The 21,673-nt window shown below is 74.0% G+C and carries 15 protein-coding genes; 6 read left to right on the top strand and 9 right to left on the bottom strand.

Annotation, left to right across the window (positions count from 1 at the left end; translation table 11 throughout):
• Positions 1–22: 22 nt before the first annotated feature.
• A complete protein-coding gene (locus AS857_RS02140; RefSeq protein ID WP_107105488.1) occupies positions 23–475 on the top strand; it encodes a type II toxin-antitoxin system VapC family toxin in 453 nt (150 codons plus the stop codon).
• A 64-nt stretch (positions 476–539) separates the two neighbouring features.
• Positions 540–1,586 carry an enoyl-CoA hydratase/isomerase family protein gene (locus AS857_RS02135; protein WP_058041381.1) on the top strand — a complete coding sequence of 349 codons (1,047 nt, stop codon included), beginning with the start codon at positions 540–542 and terminating at the stop codon, positions 1,584–1,586.
• A gap of 39 nt (positions 1,587–1,625) precedes the next feature.
• Here the strand turns inward: AS857_RS02135 and AS857_RS02130 are convergent, their stop codons facing one another.
• From AS857_RS02130 to AS857_RS02105, 6 genes are all read right to left on the bottom strand, one after another.
• Positions 1,626–2,960, bottom strand: a complete 1,335-nt coding sequence (locus AS857_RS02130) for a CAP domain-containing protein (protein WP_058041380.1) — start codon at positions 2,958–2,960, stop codon at positions 1,626–1,628.
• Positions 2,961–3,077: 117 nt separating this feature from the next.
• Positions 3,078–4,067, bottom strand: coding sequence for a methylmalonyl Co-A mutase-associated GTPase MeaB (gene meaB / locus AS857_RS02125; protein WP_058041379.1), 990 nt, complete (start codon positions 4,065–4,067; stop codon positions 3,078–3,080).
• Between the two features lie 16 nt (positions 4,068–4,083).
• Positions 4,084–6,288 carry a methylmalonyl-CoA mutase gene (scpA, locus tag AS857_RS02120; protein ID WP_058041378.1) on the bottom strand — a complete coding sequence of 735 codons (2,205 nt, stop codon included), beginning with the start codon at positions 6,286–6,288 and terminating at the stop codon, positions 4,084–4,086.
• Positions 6,288–8,177: a methylmalonyl-CoA mutase small subunit gene (gene mutA / locus AS857_RS02115; RefSeq protein ID WP_058041377.1), complete on the bottom strand. Its 1,890-nt coding sequence runs from the start codon at positions 8,175–8,177 to the stop codon at positions 6,288–6,290. The genes scpA and mutA overlap by 1 nt, the downstream gene beginning before the upstream one ends.
• 144 nt (positions 8,178–8,321) lie before the next feature.
• Entirely contained in the window at positions 8,322–9,320 is a 999-nt protein-coding gene (locus AS857_RS02110) for a hypothetical protein (RefSeq protein ID WP_058041376.1), read from the bottom strand.
• 122 nt (positions 9,321–9,442) lie between these two features.
• Positions 9,443–11,554 carry a SpoIIE family protein phosphatase gene (locus AS857_RS02105; protein WP_058041375.1) on the bottom strand — a complete coding sequence of 704 codons (2,112 nt, stop codon included), beginning with the start codon at positions 11,552–11,554 and terminating at the stop codon, positions 9,443–9,445.
• Between the two features lie 70 nt (positions 11,555–11,624).
• Between AS857_RS02105 and AS857_RS02100 the strand changes: the two genes are divergently transcribed.
• A complete protein-coding gene (locus AS857_RS02100) occupies positions 11,625–13,061 on the top strand; it encodes a lipase maturation factor family protein (RefSeq protein WP_058041374.1) in 1,437 nt (478 codons plus the stop codon).
• A gap of 159 nt (positions 13,062–13,220) precedes the next feature.
• Here the strand turns inward: AS857_RS02100 and AS857_RS02095 are convergent, their stop codons facing one another.
• The gene (locus AS857_RS02095) at positions 13,221–14,669 is read right to left on the bottom strand and encodes an FAD-dependent monooxygenase (protein ID WP_107105487.1); all 1,449 of its coding nucleotides are present in this window, start codon (positions 14,667–14,669) and stop codon (positions 13,221–13,223) included.
• Positions 14,670–14,810: 141 nt separating this feature from the next.
• Here AS857_RS02095 and AS857_RS02090 point away from each other — a divergent pair, with 141 nt between their 5' ends.
• Positions 14,811–15,827 (top strand): PHP domain-containing protein, encoded by a 1,017-nt coding sequence (locus AS857_RS02090; protein WP_058041373.1) that lies wholly within the window; start codon positions 14,811–14,813, stop codon positions 15,825–15,827.
• A gap of 10 nt (positions 15,828–15,837) precedes the next feature.
• A complete protein-coding gene (ligD, locus tag AS857_RS02085; protein WP_058041372.1) occupies positions 15,838–16,812 on the top strand; it encodes a non-homologous end-joining DNA ligase in 975 nt (324 codons plus the stop codon).
• Between the two features lie 10 nt (positions 16,813–16,822).
• Here the strand turns inward: ligD (AS857_RS02085) and ligD (AS857_RS02080) are convergent, their stop codons facing one another.
• The gene (ligD, locus tag AS857_RS02080) at positions 16,823–17,728 is read right to left on the bottom strand and encodes a non-homologous end-joining DNA ligase (protein ID WP_058041371.1); all 906 of its coding nucleotides are present in this window, start codon (positions 17,726–17,728) and stop codon (positions 16,823–16,825) included.
• A 41-nt stretch (positions 17,729–17,769) separates the two neighbouring features.
• On the opposite strand from ligD (AS857_RS02080), the gene ku reads away from it, so the two are divergent.
• The gene (gene ku / locus AS857_RS02075; protein WP_245699552.1) at positions 17,770–18,780 is read left to right on the top strand and encodes a non-homologous end joining protein Ku; all 1,011 of its coding nucleotides are present in this window, start codon (positions 17,770–17,772) and stop codon (positions 18,778–18,780) included.
• 33 nt (positions 18,781–18,813) lie between these two features.
• Here the strand turns inward: ku and AS857_RS02070 are convergent, their stop codons facing one another.
• Positions 18,814–21,528 (bottom strand): ATP-binding protein, encoded by a 2,715-nt coding sequence (locus AS857_RS02070; protein ID WP_058041369.1) that lies wholly within the window; start codon positions 21,526–21,528, stop codon positions 18,814–18,816.
• Positions 21,529–21,673 lie beyond the last annotated feature (145 nt).

Here is a 21,673-nt window from a genome sequence, read left to right as displayed (position 1 = left end):
CCTCAGCCGCGACCGCCGCATCATGCACACGCTGGGAGTCACCTTGATCGTCGTCGACGCCTCCGCACTCGTTCTGGCGCTCGCCGACGACGGACCGCGGGGCGCCTGCGCCCGCGCCGCGCTCGCGGCGGACGCCGAGTGGGCCGCTCCCGAGCACATCCTGGTGGAAGTGATGCAGTCCCTGCGCGGGATGTACCTCGCGGGACAGGTGACCGCCGAGCGGGTGGCCGAAGTCGCCGGGCAGCTGCCCGGGCTGACGCTGCGGAAGGTCGCCGTCGAGCCCCTGCTGGGACGGATGTGGCAGCTGAAGGACAACCTCACGCCGGACGACGCGGCCTACGTCGCCGTCGCCGAGGAGCTGGGGGCGACGCTCGTGACGGCCGATCTGCGGCTGCTGCGCGCCACCGGCCCGCGCTGCCCGATCCGGGGCATCACCGACGCGGCGGGCACAACCACCGCGTCCGGCCGCTCCTGACGGGAGCGCACCCCGCCGCGCGCCGCTCGGCCACCCCGCTCCGCCATCCAGTGAAAGGGGAACGATGACCACCATCGACGACGCCGTACTCCTGCGCCGGGAGGGGCGCGCGGGCCGCATCACCCTCAACCGGCCCCGCACCATCAACGCGCTCACCCACGCCATGGTCCGCCGCATCCACACCGCCCTGGACGCGTGGGAGCACGACGACGCCGTGACCACGGTGGTGCTCGACGGCGCGGGCGACCGCGGCCTGTGCGCGGGCGGCGACGTCCGGGCCGTCCACGACGACGTCCGCGCCGGGCGCAGCGCGGAGGCCAGGGAGTTCTGGCGCGACGAGTACCGGCTCAACGCCCGGATCGCGGCCTGCCCCAAGCCGTACGTCGCCCTCATGGACGGCCTGGTGATGGGCGGCGGCGTCGGCCTGTCGGCGCACGGCGGCGTACGGATCGTCACCGAGCGGTCCGCGGTGGCCATGCCCGAGACGGCCATCGGCTTCGCGCCCGACGTCGGCGGCACGTACCTGCTCTCCCGGGCGCCGGGCGAACTGGGCACGCACCTCGCCCTGACGACCTCGCGCATGGGCCCGGGCGACGCCGTGCGCGCGGGGTTCGCCGACCACTTCGTCCCGGCGGCGCGGCTGGAGGAGTTCGCCGCCGCGCTGGCCGTGTCGGAACCCGCCGAGGCGGTACGGGCCTTCGCCGCACCGGCCCCCGCCGGCGAACTGGCCGCACAGCAGGACTGGATCGACCACTGCTACTCCGCCGGCACCGTCGAGGAGATCCTCCGCCGGCTCACCGGGAGCGGCGTCGCGGAGGCCGGGAAGGCGGCGGAGGCGATCCGGGGCAAGTCGCCCACGGCGCTGAAGGTCACGCTGAGCGCGCTGCGCCGCGCCCGCCGGCTGCCCGGTCTGCCCGAGGTGCTGGAGCAGGACTACCGCGTCATATGCGCCTCGCTGGCCGACCCCGACCTGCTGGAGGGCATCCGCGCGCAGGTCGTGGACAAGGACCGCACGCCGCGCTGGGTGCCCGACCGGCTGGAGGCCGTGACGGAAGCGGACGTGGAGCGGCACTTCGCGCCGGTGGACGACGGCGGGCTCGGACTCGCCTGACCCCGCCCCGCCCCGCCCCGGCCTCGGCGCCGGCCCCGGTCACGTGCCGAACAGCTGCGTCCAGTACGTGCCGGCCCGGCTGCCCGTGGCGTAGCCGACGCCGATGTACGCGAAGTCCGGCTTGAGGATGTTGGCGCGGTGGCCGGGGCTGTTCATCCAGCCCCGGACGACTTCCGCCGCGCTGCGCTGCCCGCAGGCGATGTTCTCGCCGATGCCCGGGTGCGGGCACCCCGCCGCCCGCGCCCGGTCCCAGGGCTCGCTCCCCTCCGGCGAGGTGTGGGCGTAGAAGTCGCGGGCGACCATGTCGTCGCTGTGCGCCTGCGCGGCGGCGGCCAGCCGGGGATCGGCGGCCAGCGGGCGCAGACCGGCCGCGGCGCGCTCGGCGTTGGTGAGGGCGGTGACCTCCGCGGCCAGCCGGGCGAGCCCGCCGGGGGTCATGGGCGCGGCCCACACGGCGGTCCAGTAGGTGTCCCCCGACGGTGCCGCCGCGTGGCCGACGCCGACGTGGGCGACGGCCGGATCCCGGAACGGCAGCGCACGCTCGCTCCCGCCCAGGCAGTAGGCGACGAACTCGGCCGGGGTGCGCGGGCCGGAGACGAGGTGCTCGGTGACGGTCAGGCAGCGGTAGCCGGTGGCGGCTATACGGTGGTGGAGGGACGTCCCGTCCGGGCTCTCGGCGGCGAGGCGGCCGTGCGCGGCCATGTCCGCGGCGTGGGCCCGCGCCGCGGAGACCAGCCGGTGGTCCACGGTCACGGACGGCACCCCGGCCGCGGACCGCTCGGCGTTCACGAGGGCGGCGAAGGCGTCACCCGTCGCGTCCGGCCTGTGCGTCGCATACGTCGTGTGCGTCGTGTGCGTCGTGTGCGTCGTGTGCGTCGCGTGCGCCCCGTCTCCCTCGTCCGCCACGTCCACGCCGAAGTCCCTGGCCACGCCCGCGAGTCCGTCCGCATAGCCTTGGCCCAGGGCCCGTATCCTCCAGCCGGTGCCGCGCCGGTAGAGCTCGGCGAGCATCAGCACTGTCTCCGGGCCGGGGCGCGGCGGCGCGAACCTGGCCAGGACCCCGCCGCCGCTTTCCGCGACGCTCAGGACGGGCAGGGGCAGCGCCCCGAGCCGTGTGCCGGGGTCGGCCGGGCTGACCACGACCGTGACCCGCGCGGCCCCGTGCCGCAAGCCGCGGGGGTCGACGGTGACGGTGTCACCGGCGAGCCGGGCTCCGGGCGCGGACGGCTGGTTGTAGAAGACGAAGTCCCCGTCCCCTTCGACCTTTCCGCTCTCGCCGGTGACGATGACTGAAAGGTCGAAGGGGCCGGGCACGCGGAGCGTCAACGTGCCGTCGGGCAGCATGGCGTTCCCGCCGGCGACCAGGTCGTTCATCGCGGCTCCTCCGGGATTCCGGCCGCGGGTCGGCCGGTCCGGAGAAAACGCGCCGTGGAGCCGGGAGGTTCCCGGAGCCCGAGGCACCGCCTTTGTCCTCAAACGCCGGACGGGCTTTTAATCTTTGTGGCGGAACGCCTCCAGCAGCCGCTCCGCTGCCAGGCTCGCCGGCAGCGTGCCCTCGCGCACCTGCCGTTCGATGCCCGGCCCGGCCGCCCGGACCGCGGGGTGGTCGCGCAGCTCGTTCAGGAGCTGTTCGCGGACCATCGTCCAGACCCAGTCGACCTGCTGCTCGCGGCGCCGCGCGGCCAGCGCCCCGGTGCCCTCCTGGACGCGCCGGTGCTGCTCAAGCCGGTCCCAGAGGACGTCCAGGCCGGTGCTCTCGCGGGCGCTGCAGGTCAGCACGGGCGGGTTCCAGGCGGCGTCCGGCGGCTGCAGCAGGCGCAGCGCTCCGGCCAGTTCGCGTGCGGCGGCCTTGGCGTCGCGCTCGTGGGGACCGTCGGCCTTGTTGACGGCGACGATGTCGGCCAGTTCGAGGACGCCCTTCTTGATGCCCTGGAGCTGGTCGCCGGTGCGGGCGAGGGTGAGCATGAGGAAGCTGTCGACCATGTCGGCGACGGCGGTCTCGGACTGGCCGACGCCGACGGTCTCCACGAGCACGACGTCGTGGCCTGCGGCCTCCATGACGACGATGGTCTCGCGCGTGGCCCGGGCCACGCCGCCGAGGGTGCCGGCCGTGGGCGAGGGCCGGACGAAGGCGGCGGGGTCGACGGCGAGGCGCTCCATGCGGGTCTTGTCGCCCAGGATGCTGCCGCCGGTCCGGCTGGAGGACGGGTCGACGGCGAGGACGGCGACCCGGTGGCCGAAGCCGGTGAGCATCGTGCCGAAGGCGTCGATGAAGGTGGACTTGCCGACGCCCGGCACGCCCGTGATGCCGATCCGCCGGGCCGCCCCCGCGTGCGGGAGCAGTTCGGTCAGCATCCGCTGGGCGAGGGCCCGGTGGTCGGCCCGGGTGGACTCGACGAGGGTGATGGCGCGCGCGACGATCGCGCGCTTGCCGTCGAGCACGCCCTTCACGTAGGCGTCGATGTCGATCGTCCGTGCCATCGTCAGGAGCCCTTGCTCACAGTTCGTGGCCGAGGACCCCGGCGAGGGTCTTCAGCAGGTCGTGGGCGGCGTCCGGGATGACCGTGCCGGGCGGGAAGACCGCGGCGGCGCCCATCTCCAGCAGCGTGGGGACGTCCTGCGGCGGGATGACGCCGCCGACGACGATCATGATGTCCTCGCGCCCCTGCTCCGCCAGCTGTTCGCGCAGCGCCGGCACGAGCGTGAGGTGGCCGGCCGCGAGGGAGGAGACGCCGACGATGTGCACGTCGGCCTCCACCGCCTGCCGGGCGACCTCCTCGGGCGTCTGGAAGAGCGGGCCGACGTCGACGTCGAAGCCGAGGTCGGCGAAGGCGGTGGCGATGACCTTCTGGCCGCGGTCGTGGCCGTCCTGGCCCATCTTGGCGACGAGGATGCGCGGGCGGCGGCCGTCCTCCTGCTCGAACGCCTCGACCAGGGCGCGGGTGCGCTCCACCCCGGACGACGGGCCGGCCTCTTCGCGGTACACACCGGAGATCGTACGGATCTGCCCGGCGTGCCGTCCGTAGACCTTCTCCAGTGCGTCGGAGATCTCACCGACGGTCGCCTTGGCGCGGGCGGCGTTCACGGCCAGGGCGAGGAGGTTGCCTTCGAGCCCCTGCCCGGATCCGGCCTCGGCGGCCCTGGTGAGCGCGTGCAGGGCGTCCTGGCAGGCCGCCTCGTCGCGCTCGGCGCGCAGCCGCCGCAGCTTCTCGATCTGCTGGGTGCGCACGGAGGAGTTGTCGACCTTGAGGACCTCGATCTGCTCGTCGCTGTCCACCCGGTACTTGTTGACGCCGATGACGGGCTGCCGCCCGGAGTCGATGCGGGCCTGGGTGCGGGCCGCGGCCTCCTCGACGCGCAGCTTGGGGATGCCCGCGTCGATGGCCTGGGCCATGCCGCCCGCGGCCTCGACCTCCTCGATGTGCTGCCAGGCGCGCCGCGCGAGGTCGTGGGTGAGCCGCTCGACGTAGGCGCTGCCGCCCCACGGGTCGATGACCCGGCAGGTGCCGGACTCCTGCTGCAGCAGCAGCTGGGTGTTGCGGGCGATGCGGGCGGAGAAGTCGGTGGGCAGGGCGAGTGCCTCGTCCAGGGCGTTGGTGTGCAGCGACTGGGTGTGCCCCTGGGTCGCGGCCATGGCCTCCACGCACGTGCGGGCCACGTTGTTGAAGACGTCCTGCGCGGTCAGCGACCAGCCCGACGTCTGCGAGTGGGTGCGCAGCGACAGCGACTTGGTGTTCTGCGGCTCGAAGCGCTTGACGAGCCGGGCCCACAGCAGCCGGGCCGCGCGCAGCTTGGCGATCTCCATGAAGAAGTTCATGCCGATCGCCCAGAAGAAGGAGAGCCGGGGTGCGAACGCGTCGACGTCCAGGCCCGCTTCGATGCCCGCCTTCAGGTACTCCACCCCGTCGGCGAGGGTGTAGGCGAGCTCCAGGTCGGCCGTGGCCCCGGCCTCCTGGATGTGGTAGCCGGAGATGGAGATGGAGTTGTAGCGCGGCATCTTCTGCGAGGTGTACGCGAAGATGTCGGAGATGATCCGCATCGAGGGCCGGGGCGGATAGATGTAGGTGTTGCGGACCATGAACTCCTTGAGGATGTCGTTCTGGATGGTCCCGGCCAGCTTCTCGGGCGGTACGCCCTGTTCCTCGGCGGCGACGATGTAGAGGGCGAGGACCGGCAGCACCGCGCCGTTCATCGTCATCGACACGCTCATCCTGTCCAGCGGGATGCCGTCGAAGAGCTGCCGCATGTCGTAGATGGAGTCGATGGCGACGCCCGCCATGCCCACGTCGCCGGTGACGCGCGGGTGGTCGCTGTCGTAGCCGCGGTGGGTCGGCAGGTCGAAGGCGACGGACAGGCCCTTCTGACCGGCCGCCAGATTGCGCCGGTAGAAGGCGTTGGACTCCTCGGCCGTGGAGAACCCGGCGTACTGCCGGATGGTCCAGGGCTGGTTGACGTACATCGTCGGGTACGGGCCGCGCAGGTAGGGCGCGATGCCGGGGTACGTGCCGAGGAAGTCGAGCCCGTGCAGGTCGTCCGCGGTGTAGAGCGGCTTGACGCCGATGCCCTCGGGGGTCTCCCAGACCAGGTCCTCGGCGCTCTTGCCGGTGGCCTCCTTCAGGGCCGCGCGCCAGTGCCCGGGGTCGGCCGCCCGGTCGGCGTCCGCCGGTCCCAGGTCGATTCCGGAGAAGTCGGGGATGCGCATCACGCCACTCCCATGCGGTCGAGGACGGAGGAGAGGACGGCGACCGCGTCACCGCCGGCGAAGACGAACTCGTCGACCCCGGCCCGCAGATACGCCTCCCGCTGCTCGCCGGCGGGCTTCCCGGCGAGCAGGACCCGCCCGGCGCCCGCGGCCTTCAGGGCGGCGGCGACGGCTTCGGCCTGCTCGGCGTAGAGCTTGTCGCTGGAGCACAGGCAGGCCGCCCCGGCGCCGCTGCGCGCGAACGCCTCGGCGACGGATTCCGCGTCGACCGTGGCGGGCTGGTGCACGGGCTCGATGCCGCCGGCCTGGAAGAGGTTGGCGGCGAACGTGGCGCGGCCGGTGTGGGCGGCGGCGGGGCCGAGCGCGGCCAGGAAGACGCGCGGGCGGGCCCCGGTCGCGGCGAGGTGGGCGTCGGAGCGGGCCCGCAGGGCCTCGTAGGCCTCGTCGCGCCGGACCCGGGGCAGGCCGCCGCCGGGGGCCGCGGGTACGGGCTCGCGCTGCACCGGCTGCTCGCCGAGGTGCGGGAACTCGCTGACGCCGGTGACCGGTTCGCGCCGGGTCGCCAGGTCGGCGGAGCGGCGGGCCCAGGTCGCGGCGAGCCGCTCGGCCACCAGGCCGGAGCGCAGCGCCGCGGCCTGGCCGCCGGCGCGCTCCAGCTCCTGGAACCAGGCCCAGGCGGCGTGCGCGAGCTCGTCGGTGAGGCGCTCCACGTACCAGGAACCGCCGGCGGGGTCGATGACCCTGGCCAGGTGGGACTCCTCCAGCAGCACCGAGGAGGTGTTGCGGGCGATGCGGCGGGCGAAGGCGTCGGGCAGGCCGATGGCGTCGTCGAAGGGCAGGACGGTGACGGCGTCGGCGCCGCCCACGCCCGCGCCGAGGCAGGCGACGGTGGTGCGCAGCATGTTCACCCACGGGTCGCGGCGGGTCATCATCACCGTGGAGGTGACCGCGTGCTGGCGCTGGGCGGCGCCTGCGGTGACGGCGCCGCTGACCTCGGCGACGCGGGCCCACAGGCGGCGGGCGGCGCGCAGTTTGGCGATGGTGAGGAACTGGTCGGCGGTGGCCGCGTAGCGGAACTCCAGCTGGGCGCAGGCCTGGTCGACGGTCAGCCCGGCGGCGGTGAGCGTACGGAGGTAGGCGACGCCGGTGGCCAGCGAGCAGCCGAGCTCCTGGGCGGCGGACCCGCCGGCCTCGTGGTAGGGCAGGGCGTCGACGGTCAGGGCGCGCAGGCCGGGCCGGCTGTCGGCGCACAGGGCGGCGAGGGCGGCCGCGGCGGCCAGGGGCGCCTCGGGGTCGGCTCCGGTGCCGGTGCGGGCCAGGGTGCCGAGCGGGTCGGCGCCGAGGTTGCCGAGGGCGGCGCGGGGGGCGAGGCCGCGCTCGTCGTACAGGCGCAGCAGTTCCCGGGCGGCCGCCTCGAAGTCCGCGCCCGCGTCGAGGACGACGGGGGCGAGGTCGAGGTAGACGCCGTCGAGGGCGGTGGCGATGCCGTCGACGGGGATGCCGGCGGGCCCGGCGGTCAGCCAGAGGGAGGTGACGCCGTTCTCCAGGTCGGCGAGCACCGCGTCGTTGGCCTGCCGCGGGTCCGGGTGGGCGTGGCGCTGGCGCACGTCCCAGCCGGTCGCGGCCGTCCCTTCGGCCCGTCCGCCGCGGACGAACGGGGGGAAACCCGGGTATCCGGGCGCGGCGGGGGCGTCGTCGGCGGTGTAGAGCGGGCCGGTTACGAGCCCGTCCTGGAGTTCGGTGGCGAGTGCCGCCTCGGCAGCCGGGCCGGATGCGTCAGCCGCGCCCGCTTTGCGCAGTACACCCTCCACCAGGCGCTGCCACTGCTCACGGGTGGGGTCCGGGAACTCGGCGGCCAGGGGGAAGCCTTCGTCAGGCAGGACCGTCATGGGGGGAAGGCTAGGGGAGCCGGGGCGCCCTGCAGCAGTGGCAACTGCTGTGACCTTGGCCTCTTCGCCGTGGCGCCCCGGTCGCCGGATCAGGATGTGCCCGTCGGTTACGTGACTGCGCTTACCGCCGGGCTCTCATCGGCGTCAACAGGTGCGGGCCGGTTCGTCGTGCGTCAGCACACACGCGGCGCGCTCGCCGCGCTCCTTGCCGTAGCGGGTGACGAGGGCGGTGCGGAAGTCGGCCCACTGCCGGCGGGTGTCGGCGATGGCGCCCTGGACGGCCCGGTCGAAGTTGGCGCCGGTCTTGCCGCGCGCGGTGCCGGGGCTGCTCGTGGCGCCGGTGACGGCGTCGACGAGGCCGTTGTCCTTGTTGAGGTCGCCGTGCTGGACGCGGCCGGAGCAGCCGAGGGGCACGAGGGAGAAGCAGCCGGTGGTGAGGCCGGCGGGCACGGCCGAGCTGTGCGGCGGCTGCCCGCTGCCGAGGGCGAACAGCGGGGAGGGGGCGGGGAGGTTCAGCCCGGGCGGGTTGTTCTTGCCGGTGGGGCGGCCGGGGTCGGCCTTGTCGGTCCAGTTGCTGTGCGAGTAGAAGTCCTGGACGCCGTGGAGGACGCGGCCGAAGGCCTCGACGGCCTCGCACTTGTTGCGGCCGGGCACGCCGAGGGTGAAGGTGCAGTCCTTGGCGAGGTCGGCCTCGCGGGCGGCGACGGTGCCGTCGGCGGCGAGGGTGGAGCCTGCGGCGGTGACGCCTTCGGCGAAGCGGGCCTGCAGGCGGGCGACGCAGGCGAGCAGCTCCTTGGTCGCCTGGTCGCGGGTGCGGGCGTAGCCGGGCTGGTCGAGGTGGTCGGCGTTGTCGCAGTGGGCGGCCGGGCTGAGGACCTCGTCGGTGTCGGGGGCCCCGACGGCGCCGAAGGTGCCGCCGCGGCCGGCTATCTGGTCGAGGGAGCGGGGCTCGAAGCAGCTGCCGTCGGAGGGGGTGCCGGGCGGGCAGGCCAGGGCCGCACGCGTGATGCGCTCGTGCTCGGCGTGCTGGCCGAGGGTGTTGACGGTGCCGAACGCACGGGCGGGCGGCGCCTGAACGGTCATCAGCATCGGCGCGGCCAGGGCGGTCGCACCGAGGAGGACGAAGGGGGTGAGTCTTCGCATGCTCTCGGAACCCTTTTCGTGATCTTGGGGGGTGGAGAGCACAGTTGACCCGGATCGGCGCGTAATACGCAATTCCGAGTGACTGGGGCAACGATCGGACGCTCTGTCAGGTGACGTACGGATCAGCCGGATTCCGGCGCCCCCGACACCGTCCGGGTGCCTTCGTGCCGCCCCGGGACCACGAACTCGCACCACACGCACTTCCCCGAGCCGCGGGACTCGACCCCCCACACGTCGGCGAGCCGGTCGACCAGCAGCAGGCCCCGCCCCGAGACCCCCGACTCCCCCGGCTCCCGGCGGCGCGGCAGCGTGCTGGACTTGTCCTCGACGTCGACGCGCACCCGCCGCTCGGGGCCGGTGATGATGCGGATGGTGACCACGGCCGCGCCGTCGGTGTGGAGCAGGGCGTTGGTCACCAGCTCGTCGGCGACCAGCTCGATCTCGTCGGACCGCTCGCGCGCGCCCCAGGCCCGTACCGCCGCGCGGATCATGTGGCGGGCCGCGGAGAGGGCCTCGGGGTCGGCCGGGGCGATGTGCTGCTGGAGCCGGCCGCCGCCCTGGGTGGCCGCGCCCTGGCGGCGCAGCAGCAGGACGGCCATGTCGTCCTCGCCGACGCGTTCGCCGATCACGTCGCACAGCCGGTCGGCCAGCTGGTGGAGCTCGTAGGGACCGTCGCGGACGATCGCGGACAGCCGCTGCATGCCTTCGTCGAGGTCGGACCCGGGCTGTTCGACGAGGCCGTCGGTGAACATCAGCAGGGTCTCGCCGGGGTCGATCTCCACCGTGGTCACGGGGTAGTCGAGCCGGCCGAACTCGGCCGAGAGGCCGAGCGGCAGCCCCCCGGAGACGGGCAGGCGCCGGCAGGTGCCGTCGGTGTGCCGCAGCAGGGGGTCGATGTGGCCCGCGCGCACCAGCTGGACGACGCCGGTGGACAGGTCGGCCTCGGCGTAGGCGCAGGTGGCGAAGCGGTCGGTGTCGAGCTCGTGGAGGAAGGAGGAGGCGCGGGCCATGACGGTCGCCGGGGCGTGCCCCTCGGTGGCGTACGCCCGCAGGACGATGCGCAGCTGGCCCATGACGGCGGCGGCCTGGGTGTCGTGCCCCTGGACGTCGCCGATGACGGCGCCGACCCGGCCGCCGGGCAGCGGGATCACGTCGTACCAGTCGCCGCCGATGTCGCGGCCCATGCGGGCCGAGCGGTAGCGGACGGCGATCTGCGCGCCGGGGACCTCGGGGATGCGGCGCGGCAGCATGGACTGCTGGAGGCCCTCGGCGAGGTCGTGCTCCTGGTCGTAGAGCATGGCGCGGGCGATGGACTGGGAGAGGCTGCTGGAGAGGGCGATGAGCAGGTTGCGCTCCTGCTGGGTGAAGCCGCGGGTCTCCCGGTAGAGCAGCCCGATGGCCCCGACGGGGCGGGCCTGGGCGATGAGCGGGAGGTAGGCGGCGGAGGAGATGCCGGTGTCCTTGATGCGCTCCCACAGCCAGGGGTAGGAGCGGGCGAACTCGTCGCGGGACTCGATGAAGCGCGGGGCCATCGTGCGGATGACCTCGCTCATGGGGAAGTTGTCGTCGATGCGGGTCCAGCGGGTGCCCGGGATGTAGTGCTCGCCGGGCCCCTCGGCGACCATGTGGATCCGGCCGGTCTCGACGATGCCGAGGACGAGCAGGTCGGAGCCGAGGTGCTGGACGGCCCGGTCGTCGCGGAAGAAGTCGACGACGTCCTGGACGGTGCGCGCGTGGGCGAGGGCCGCGGTGAGGGTCTCCACGATGGTGGTGTGCGAGAGCCGGTTCTCGTCGCGTCTGCCGATCGAGTGGCCGAGCTCCTCGGCGGCGTCGCGGACGATGCCGATGATGCGGTGCGGGTGGCCCTCCCCGTCGCGCCGGATCCGGCCCTGGGTGTACGTCCAGTGCAGGCTGCCGTCGGGGGCGCGGATGCGGTAGTAGGCGCTGTAGGTCTCGCGGCCCTCCTTCAGGGCGCGGGTGACCTGGGCGTCGAGATCGGCGGCGTCGGCGCGGGGCAGCTTGTCGGCCAGGCCCGAGAGGCGGCCGTTGAACTCTTCGGGGGACAGGTCGAAGAGCTCCAGGGCCGAGGCGTCCATGTGCAGCACGCCGGTGTCGAGGTCCCAGTCGAAGCCGCCCATGCGGTTGAGGGCGAGGGTGAGCTCCGGGCGAGCGGGCCAGTCGTCCGGCACGGAACCCGCCGGTGCGGAGGCAGGCGTCGCTCCCCGATCAACCATAGAGCTACTCTGACACCTTTTGCCCGTTTCTTCGATGTGACTACGCACTCCGGAGTGGTACGGATACGCCATGGAGTGGTTCACGGTCTCCGGGTACTGGCTGAGCAGGCTGGTGCTGCAGCGTGCGCTCGCCGGGATCTACCTCGTCGCCTTCCTGGCGGCGGCCCTCCAGTTCCGCGCGCTGATCGGCGAACGGGGCATGCTGCCGGTGCCGCGCCTCGTGCGCCACGTGCCCTTCCGCAGGGCCCCGGGCGTCTTCCACCTGCACTATTCGGACCGGTTCTTCGCGGTGTGGGCGTGGGCGGGCGCGGCACTGTCGGCGGCGGTGGCGGCGGGTGCGGCGGACGCGGTGCCGCTGTGGGCGGCGATGGCGATGTGGGCCGCCCTGTGGGTGATGTACCTGTCGATCGTCAACGTGGGCCAGACCTGGTACGGCTTCGGGTGGGAGTCGCTGCTGCTGGAGGCCGGCTTCCTCGCGGTGTTCCTGGGCAACGCCCGCACGGACCCGCCGGTCCTCGTGCTGTGGCTGATGCGCTGGCTGGTCTTCCGCGTCGAGTTCGGCGCGGGGCTGATCAAGATGCGCGGCGACCCCTGCTGGCGGGACCTGACCTGCCTGTACTACCACCACGAGACCCAGCCCATGCCGGGCCCGCTGAGCTGGTACTTCCACCGCCTGCCACGGCCGCTGCACCGCGTGGAGACGGCCGCCAACCACGTCGCCCAGCTCGTCGTGCCGGTCGCGCTCTTCACCCCGCAGCCCGTCGCGAGCATCGCCGCCGCCGTGATCATCTGCACCCAGCTCTGGCTCGTCGCCTCCGGCAACTTCTCCTGGCTCAACTGGCTGACCATCGTCATGGCCCTCTCGGCGGTCGACGGCGCCGCGGCCGCGGAGCTCCTCGGCCTGCCGGCGCACTCCCCGGCGCCCCCTCCCCCGGGCTGGTACGAGGTCCTCGTCCTCGCCGCGACCGCGCTCGTGGCCGTACTGAGCTGGTGGCCGGTGCGCAACATGCTCTCGCGGCAGCAGCGGATGAACATGTCCTTCAACGCCTTCCACCTGGTCAACACCTACGGCGCGTTCGGCAGCATCAACCGCAGGCGCTACGAGGTGGTGGTCGAGGGCACCGACGAGGAGCGGGTCGGGCCGGACACGGTGTGGAAGGAGTACGGCTTCAAGGGCAAGCCCGGCGACCTGGGGCGGCTGCCCCGCCAGTACGCCCCGTACCACCTGCGGCTCGACTGGATGATGTGGTTCGCCGGGATCTCCCCGGCCTACGCCGAGCCGTGGTTCGGCCCCTTCATGGAGCGGCTGCTGACGGGCGACCGGGCCACGCTGCGGCTGCTGCGGCACAACCCCTTCCCCGGCGCCCCGCCGACCCACGTGCGGGCGCGGCTGTACCTCTACCGCTTCACCACGTGGCAGGAGCGGCGGGAGTCCGGCGCCTGGTGGCACCGGACGCTGCGGGGCGAGTTCCTGCCGCCGGTGGCGCTGCGCCGCGGCGGAGCGTGACACGCGCCGGGGCGGTGGCTGCGTATTCCGCCAGGTCACGGCAGCCCGGGGGCCGCCCCGGGAACACCGCCGCCGCAGCGGTGCGCAACCACGGCGTGGGAGACCGGCGGTGCCGAACCGCGCCGCGCCCCTGCGGGATCCGCCGCGCAGCGGCGCCGGTCACCGCGGCCCCAGCCCGCACAGCGCCAGCTCCGCGGCGGTGATCGACGGCTCGTTGCGCGCCTCGCGGCCGGGCCCGCGCAGCACGCCGAGCACGACCGGCGGCTTGACCAGGGCCGTCATCGGCGCGGACAGCGTCATCACATCGAACAGGGAGCGCATGACGACGGGGTTCACGGTGGCGGTACGCATCAGGCGCTGGACGTAGCCGCGCAGCAGCCGGGCCGCGGCCGGGGGCTGCTCGCCGATCGCCCCGGGGTAGTTGATGTCCTCGCCCGTGGCCAGGTCCCACGGGCTGCCCGCGGAGCGGCCGACGGCGCGCTGGATGCGCCGGGCCAGACCGGGCGCCCCCAGGCCCTGCTCCGCCAGGATGTCGCGGATCGCGACCGCGCTGTGGGCGGCCACGGACATGCCCTGCCCGTAGACGGGGTTGAACGTGGCGACGGCGTCCCCCACCACCGCGAAGCCCTCCGGCCAGGCGGGCATGCGCTCGAAGTAGCGGCGGCGGTTGACGGTGCTGCGCGTGAGGTGGACGTCGGTCAGCGGCTCCCGGCCGGCGATCAGGTCGGCGATCAGCGGGTGGCGCAGGCTGCGCACGAACGGCTCGAACTCCCCCGGCTCCCGCGACGGTTCGCCGCCGCGCGTGCCGCAGGCCGTGAGCAGCCAGCGGCCGCCCTCGACGGGGACCATCGTCGCGCCCTGGCCGGGCCCCCGCCCGCGCGGGTCGGCCTGGACGCTGACCACGGGGAAGCGCTCGCTGCCGGCGGGTGCCCGGAAGATCCGGGTCACGTAGACCATGCCGGTGTCGACCGTCTCCTCGTGCGCCGGGTGCAGTCCGAGCTCGGTGAGGCGGCGCGCGGCCTGGGAGCCGCGCCCGGAGGCGTCGACCACCAGATCCGCCTCCAGCGCCTCCGCGGAGTGGCTGCCGGCCGTGCGGACCTTCACGCCGGTGACCCGCTGTGCGCCGCCGAGCAGAGCTAGGGCGTCCGTCTCCTCGCGCAGCGTGACGCCGGGCAGGGCCAGCACCTGCTCGCGCACGACCATGTCCAGCAGGTCGCGCGTGCAGGCCATCAGGAACTGCGTGCCCGGCCAGCGCGGGTACCAGCCCTGCGGGCCCATCGCGACCAGCCCGGTCCCCAGCGGGATCCGGCGGGCCCCCGCGCGCACCCACCCCTCGATCGTGCCGGGCAGCAGGGACTCCACCGCCCGGGCCCCGCCGGACATCATCAGGTGCGCGTGACGCGCCTGCGGCAGGCCCTTGCGCGGCTCCATCCCCTCGGGCAGCCGGTCCCGCTCCACGATCACGACCTCGCCCGCGTGCCGGGCGAGCGCGGCCGCGGCCAGCATCCCGGCCATGCCCGCGCCGAGGACCACCGCGCGGCCCGTGTGCCCGCCGGAGGAACCGGAGGAAGGAGAGGACGGAGAGGGGGACGGCGTGGGGGCTCTCATGCCCGAACCCTCCCCACCGCACACCGGGCCTACTCACCGGTTCACCCACGCGCACCCGGCGCCCGCAGCCCTCGCACGTGCGCGCTCCTCCCGGATCGCGCACGGTAGGGGTACCGGACGGCGAAGGAGGCGGTGGGTGCGATGGACCCGGTGGAGGCACTGGACCGGATCGCCTTCCTGCTGGAGCGCGCGGACGCGCCCACGTACCGGGTCAAGGCATTCCGCACCGCCTCCGAGGTGATCGCCGGGCTGCCGGAGGAGGAGGTACGGCGCCGGGCGGCCGCCGGCACGCTCACCACCGAGAAGGGCATCGGGCCCAAGACCGCCGGCGTGGTGGCGGAGGCCCTGGCCGGGCGCGTGCCCGGGTACCTGGCCAAACTGGCGGAGGAGGCCGGGAACCCGCTGGCGGAGGGCGGCGAGGCCCTGCGTGCGGCCCTGCGCGGCGACTGCCACATGCACTCGGACTGGTCCGACGGCGGCAGCCCGATCGACGCCATGGCGCGGGCGGCGCGCGACCTCGGGCACGAGTGGGCGGTGCTGACCGACCACTCCCCCCGCCTGACCATCGCCCGGGGGCTGACGGCGCAGCGGCTGCGCGCCCAGCTCGACGTGGTCGCCGAGGTGGACGAGAGCCTCGGCGACGGCTTCCGGCTGCTGCGCGGCATCGAGTGCGACATCCTCGACGACGGCTCGCTCGACCAGGAGCCCGGCCTGCTCGACGAGCTCGACATCGTCGTCGCCTCGGTGCACTCCAAGCTGCGCATGGACGCGGACGCCATGACCCGCCGGCTGGTCGGGGCCGTGGCCAACCCCCTGGTGGACGTCCTGGGCCACTGCACCGGGCGGCTGCTGGCCGGCCGCGGACGGCCCGAGTCCGCCTTCGACGCGGCGATGGTCTTCGCCGCGTGCGCCCGCTTCCACACCGCCGTGGAGATCAACTGCCGCCCCGAGCGGCTCGACCCGCCCCGCCGGCTGATCCGCCAGGCGCTGGACGCGGGCGTGCTGTTCTCCCTCGACAGCGACGCGCACGCCCCCGGCCAGCTCGACTGGCAGATCCACGGCTGCGCCCGCGCCGAGGAGTGCGGAGTGCCCGCCGAACGCATCATCACGACGTGGACGGCGCCCCAGCTGCTGGAGTGGGCGCGGGGGAAGGGCTAGGCGGCAGGCGATGCCCCCGACCGCCCGGCGCACCCCGGCCCCGCCGCCCGCGATCCGGCCGATGCTGGCGACCTCCGCGCCCCTGCCGCCCGCGGCCGAGGAGGCGGCGTGGGCCTTCGAGGTCAAGTGGGACGGGATCCGCCTGGTCGTGACCCTGCCCGGGGACGGCACCCTCCGGCCGGTCACCCGCGCCGGCAACGACGCCACCGTGACCTACCCCGAACTCCGGGCCCTGGCGGAGCAGCTGCGCGGCCGGCCCGCGGTCCTCGACGGCGAGGTCGTCGTCCTGGACGGGGCGGGGCGGCCCGACTTCGGGCTGCTCCAGCGCCGCATGGGCGTCACCGACCCGCACCGGGCGGCCCGCCTCGCGGCGGAGTACCCCGTACGCCTGATGCTCTTCGACGTCATGCACCTCGACGGCCGGTCCCTGCTGGGCCTCCCCTACCGGGAGCGGCGCGCCGTGCTGGAGGGCCTCGGCCTCGCGGGCCCGGCCTGGTCGGTGCCGGCCGCCGTCGAGGGGCACGGGCAGCAGGCCTGGGAGGCCACCCTCGAAGGCGGGTTCGAGGGTGTCGTCGCGAAGAAGCTGACGTCCCTCTACACGCCCGGCATCCGGTCGTCCGAATGGCGCAAGACCAAGCACGTCGTCACCCTCGACGTGATCATCGGCGGCTGGGCCGAGGGGCGCGGCTCCCTCTCCGGGCTGCCCGGGGCGGTCCTCGTCGGCGTGGAGGAGCCGGACGGCCTGCGCTACGCCGGGTCCGTCGGATCGGGGCTCTCCGAGCGCGAGCGCCGGGAACTGGCCCGCTACCTGGCGGTGATCCCGCGCGCGGACCCGCCCTTCGCCGGCCCCGCCGACGTGCCGGGCGCCCACTGGGTCGAGCCCCGGCTCGTCGCCGAGGTCGTCTTCTCCGGCTGGACGGCGTCCGGCCGCCTCCGGCACCCCGTCTGGCACCGGCTGCGGCCCGATCTGACCCGGCTCGGCTGACGGCGGGACGTCACGGGAGCTGCGCGCGGGTGGCGTCGCCGGTGAGCGGGGCCAGCAGGTCCCCGTAGGTCTCCGCCCGGTCCAGCACCTGCTCGGGGGTGAACGCGAGCTCCTCGGGGTCCCGGCACGCGGCGACCTCGTCCCAGGTGACCGGGGCGGCCACTCCGGGGACGCCCTCCCGCAGCCGCACGGTGTAGGGCGCGGCGGTGGTCTTGGCGCTCGCGTTCTGCGACCAGTCGATGAGGACCTTCCCCCGGCGTTCGACGCGCGCCATGGAGACCACGACGAGGCCGGGGTGCTCGCCCATCATGCGGGCGGCCAGCGCTTTGGCGTAGCCGCCGGCGGCCCGGCCGGACGCCGCGTGGACCGGCGCGTACAGGTGCAGGCCCTTGGAGCCGGAGACGACGGCGTGGGCGGTCAGCCCGTCGTCGTCCAGGAGCTGGCGCAGCCGCTGGGCGACCCGGCAGCAGACCACGAGGTCGGCGCCCGGGCCGGGGTCCAGGTCCAGGACGAGCCGGTCGTGGCCGTCGGGGCCGGCCGTCACCGTCCACTGCGGGACGTGCACCTCGTACGCACCGAGGTTGGCCATCGCGACCAGGGCGGCCGTGGTGTCGATGACGACCTGCTCGGTGACGCCCTCGCGGTGCTCCACCGGCACCACCCGCACCCACCGGGGCTTGCCGCCGGGCGGGTTCTTGGCGACCCAGCTCTGCCCGCCCGGTCCCTCCGGGGCGCGGACGAAGGAGGCGGGCCGGTCGGCCGTGTGCGCCACCATCACCGGGGCGATGCGTGCGTAGTACTGCAGCACCTGCGCCTTGGTGTGGCCCGATGCGGGGAAGAGCACCCGGTCGAGGTGGGTCAGGGCCAGCCGGTGGCCCTCGATCTCCACCGCCTGCCGCTCCGGGGAGACAGACATAAGGTAGGAATTCCCCGTGGAGGGATAAAACTATGCGGACCATGTGGAAAGGTGCGATCGGCTTCGGACTGGTGTCCGTACCCGTACGGCTGTACGCCGCCACCCAGGAACACGGCCTCAGACTGCACCAGGTCCACGACGCGGACGGCGGCCGGATCCACCTCAAGCGCATCTGCGAAGCCTGCGGCGAGCCGGTCGACTACGAGCACATCGCCAAGGGCTTCCAGGACGACGAGGGACACACCGCCGTCGTCACCCAGGACGAGCTGGCCGGGCTGCCGCTGCCCAGCAAGAAGCTCATCGACGTGCTCGCCTTCGTCGACGCCGACCGGATCGATCCCCTGCAGCTCTCCAACGGCTACTACCTCGCCCCCGAGAGCGCGGCGGCCGACAAGCCCTACGTCCTGCTGCGCGAGACCCTCAAGCAGACCGAGCGGGTGGCCGTCACCAAGATCGCACTGCGGACCCGGGAGTCCCTGGCCCTCCTGCGGGTCCACGGCGACCTGCTGACCCTGCACACCATGTACTGGCCGGACGAGATCCGCGACAGCGGCGACCTCGCACCGCCCTCCTCGGTCACCGTGCGGCCGCAGGAGCTGAAGATGGCCACGAGCCTGATGGACACCCTCTCCGAGGAGTTCGACCTCGACGAGCTGGAGGACGAGTACGAGATCGCCCTGAGCGAGCTGATCAACGCCCACCTGTCCGACCGGCCGGTCCCCAAGAAGGAGACGGCACCCGCACCGGACAACGTCATCGACCTGATGGCCGCACTCCAGGCGTCCATCGACAAAGCGGCCGGAAAGACGGGGGAAGAAACGGAAAAGGGCACCAAGAGGGAGGCTGCGCCCAGGAAATCGACGCGCAGCACCGCAAAGAAATCCGCCGCACCGCAGAAACGCACCGCCGCCAAGAAGACCGCGGCGGCCTCCTCCACCGCCAAGGGCAAGAAGACCGCCACCTCCACGGCCAAGCCCGGCACGGCCAAGAGCGCCACGGCCAAGACGGCCAAGAAGACGGCGACCGGGAAATCCGGCCGCCGCGCTTCCTGAACCGGAGTCGGCCGGGCCCGGAGCCGGCCGGGCTCAGCGCACGGCATCACCCGCCGGCTCGACTCCGTCGCACACCGCCGACGCGAGATCGGCCCGGGCCGTCGCCACGAGCCCGTCGGCCGCGCACTGCTGGGCCACTTCCAGCCCCTCGCGCAGCCGCTCGGTCGCCTCGGCCGGCCGGTCGGCCCGCAGCAGCGCCGAACCGTGCGCGACCAGGGCCGCCGCGAACTCGTAGCGGCACGGGGAGCGGCGCAGGTGCACCACGGCCTGGCCGAGCTTCACCAGGGCCTCGTCCGGCTCGGCGACGATGGCGGCCCTGCGCAGGGCGTCACCGATGGCGGTGTCCGTGCCGAAGCGCGCGGCGTTGCGCACGGCCTTGTCGGCCAGGGCGCGGGCGCGCTCGGGCTCCTCGTCCTTCACGGCGACGGCCAGGTCGAGCGCCCACGGGGCCCACACGGTGTTGTTCCGCCCGCGCTCCTCCAGCCTGCGCCCGGCGGTCTCCAGCTCCGTGACCGCCTCCTTCCTGCGGCCCTGGGCGAGCAGCAGCCGTCCGGCCAGGCACGCGGCGTCGGGCAGCACGATGGCGGGCGTGTAGGGCGCCTGGAAACCGTTCTCCTCGGCGAAGGCCTGGGCCTCGTCGACCCGGCCGCGCGCGAGCAGCGTGTCGATCAGCAGGCAGGCGCCGTCCCAGTGGATCGGCAGGCCGGGGCCGAGCCGCTTGCCCAGCCGCAGCCCCTCGCGCAGCAGCGCCTCGGCCTCGTCCAACTCGCCGCGGCGGCGGTGCACCAGACCGAGGAAGTCGTGCGCGAACGCGAGGTGACCGCCGCTCCAGCCGGAGATCTCGAAGGCCCGCACGGCGTCCTTGAAGAGCTCCTCGGCATGGTCGAGCCGGTCGGTGTAGGCGAAGGTGATGCCGATGATGCTGGGGACCTCGAAGCCCCACTCGGTGTTGGTCCACCCCATGCCCTCGGCGAGCCGGCCGTCCACGAGGGCGCGCTCGATGTGCTCGACCACCTGCACGGCGTCCTCGCCGCGGATCATGCCGTCGAAGCCGCGCAGCGCGAGCAGGGTCCGCTCGGTGTTGTCGCGGCCGCGGATGCGTTCGGCGAGCTCGGCGATGCGGCGCGAACGGCCCAGGGAGTCCTGCTCCTCCACCTGGATGCCCTGCCACAGGTAGTGCGCGGCCTGCAGGCGCATCCGCCCGGCGCCCGGCGGGGTGCGCTCGGCCTGCTCCTTCACGACCTCGGCGGCCTCGCGCAGCTGGCTGTTGTGGGCGTAGGCCTGGGAGAGGCGGTAGGTGGCGTCGACGCGCAGCTCCTCGGTGAGGTGCGGCAGGGACAGCGCCGTCTTGAGGTGGTTGACGGTCGTCGACGGCGAGGTGAGCAGCGCGGAGCAGCCCAGCTCGTAGAGGACCGAGGCCCGCTCCTCCTCGGGCGGCGGCTCCTGCAGGGCGCGCTCCAGACAACGGCGGGCCGCATCCGGGGCGCCGACCGCCAGGTGCTCGCGGGCGGCCACGCGCAACTGCTCGACCAGCTCGGAGTCGTGGTCGGGGTGGACCTCCAGCAGGTGCCGGGAGGCCGCGGCGGGGCCCAGCCCCGCCTCGGTGACGGACCAGGCGGCCTGTCCGTGCATGGCGGTGCGCGTGGCCGGCGGGATCGAGGCGTAGATGGCCGTGGCGATCAGCGGGTGGACGAATTCCAGGTCGATGGCGCCGGTGAGGATACGGGCGTGCCGCAGCTTGTCCGCGCACTCGGCGGCCTGGGCCGGTCCCATGCCCGCGAGGTTCGCCGCCAGGGACGGCTGGATCTCGGTGCCCAGCACGGCCGCCGCCCAGGCGAAGCGGGTGACGGCGGTGCCCAGCCGCTCCAGGCGGGAGACCAGACCGCTGCCGCGGGCCGTCGCGCCGAGGTCGCGCAGGAGGGAGGCGGACTCCTCTACCGGCTTGAGGCCGCGGTCCTGCGCCTTGGCGACCAACTCGACGGTCTCGTAGGGATTTCCGCCGGTGACGGCCCAGACCTCGCGGCAGAACGGGGCGTCGGCCTGGTCCGGGAAGGATCCGTGCACCAGCCGGTTGACCGCTTCCGGGGTCAGGGCGCGCAGCTCCACAGGACGGGAGCTGCGGCCGGTGACCAGCTCGCTGAAGCCCGGCGCGTTCTCCGCGAGTTCCTCAGGGCGGTAGGCGATGACGGCCAGCAGCGGCGTCTCCTGCAGGCGCACGGCGAAGAACGAGAGCCAGGCGAGCGACTCGGCGTCGGCCCAGTGGGCGTCGTCGATCATCAGCACCACCGGCTCCTGGCGGGTGGCGAGTTGGGTGACGAGCCAGTCGATGCCGTCGCGCACGCCCTGGGGGTCCTGCGGGCCGACCGGCGGGGCGATGCCCAGCGCGGGGCCTGCGATCTCGTACCAGCCGCCGAGCATCTCCTTCCGTTCGGCCTCGCTCATCGGCGCCAGGACCGGCTGGAGCAGCTGACGGACGACGTGGAAGGGGACCGGCTGCGCGGACTCGCTGCCGCGCGCGAAGAGGACGGTGCACTTGCCCGCCTCGATGGCCATCCGGCGCGTCTTGGTGAGCAACGCCGTTTTACCCAGGCCCGCTTCGCCGCTGTAGAGCAGCAGGCCACCGAGCCGGGACCGCCCTTCGGTCGCAGTTCCGCACAGCCTTTGCACCGCTTGCTCAGCGGCTTGCAGCTCGAGCTCCCGCTCGAACAGGGCGGCGGATGCGTTCTGTTCACGCTGATGCCCTGACATGGCGATGTCTCCCCGGAAGATGTGGTGGAGCGAGCCTAGCCCCGTCCGTGAGGCCAGGGGCAGGGTTCGGCAGACGGACCACCCGGGAGCGTGACCCTCCCCCGCCCGCCACTGGAGCCCGTTCCGCACCACGGGCAGCATGCCC

The organism is Streptomyces roseifaciens, assembly GCF_001445655.1.
Lineage (GTDB): Bacteria > Actinomycetota > Actinomycetes > Streptomycetales > Streptomycetaceae > Streptomyces > Streptomyces aureoversilis.
Note: the sequence above shows the minus strand (reverse complement) of the source record. Positions and strands in the feature narration are given on the sequence as shown.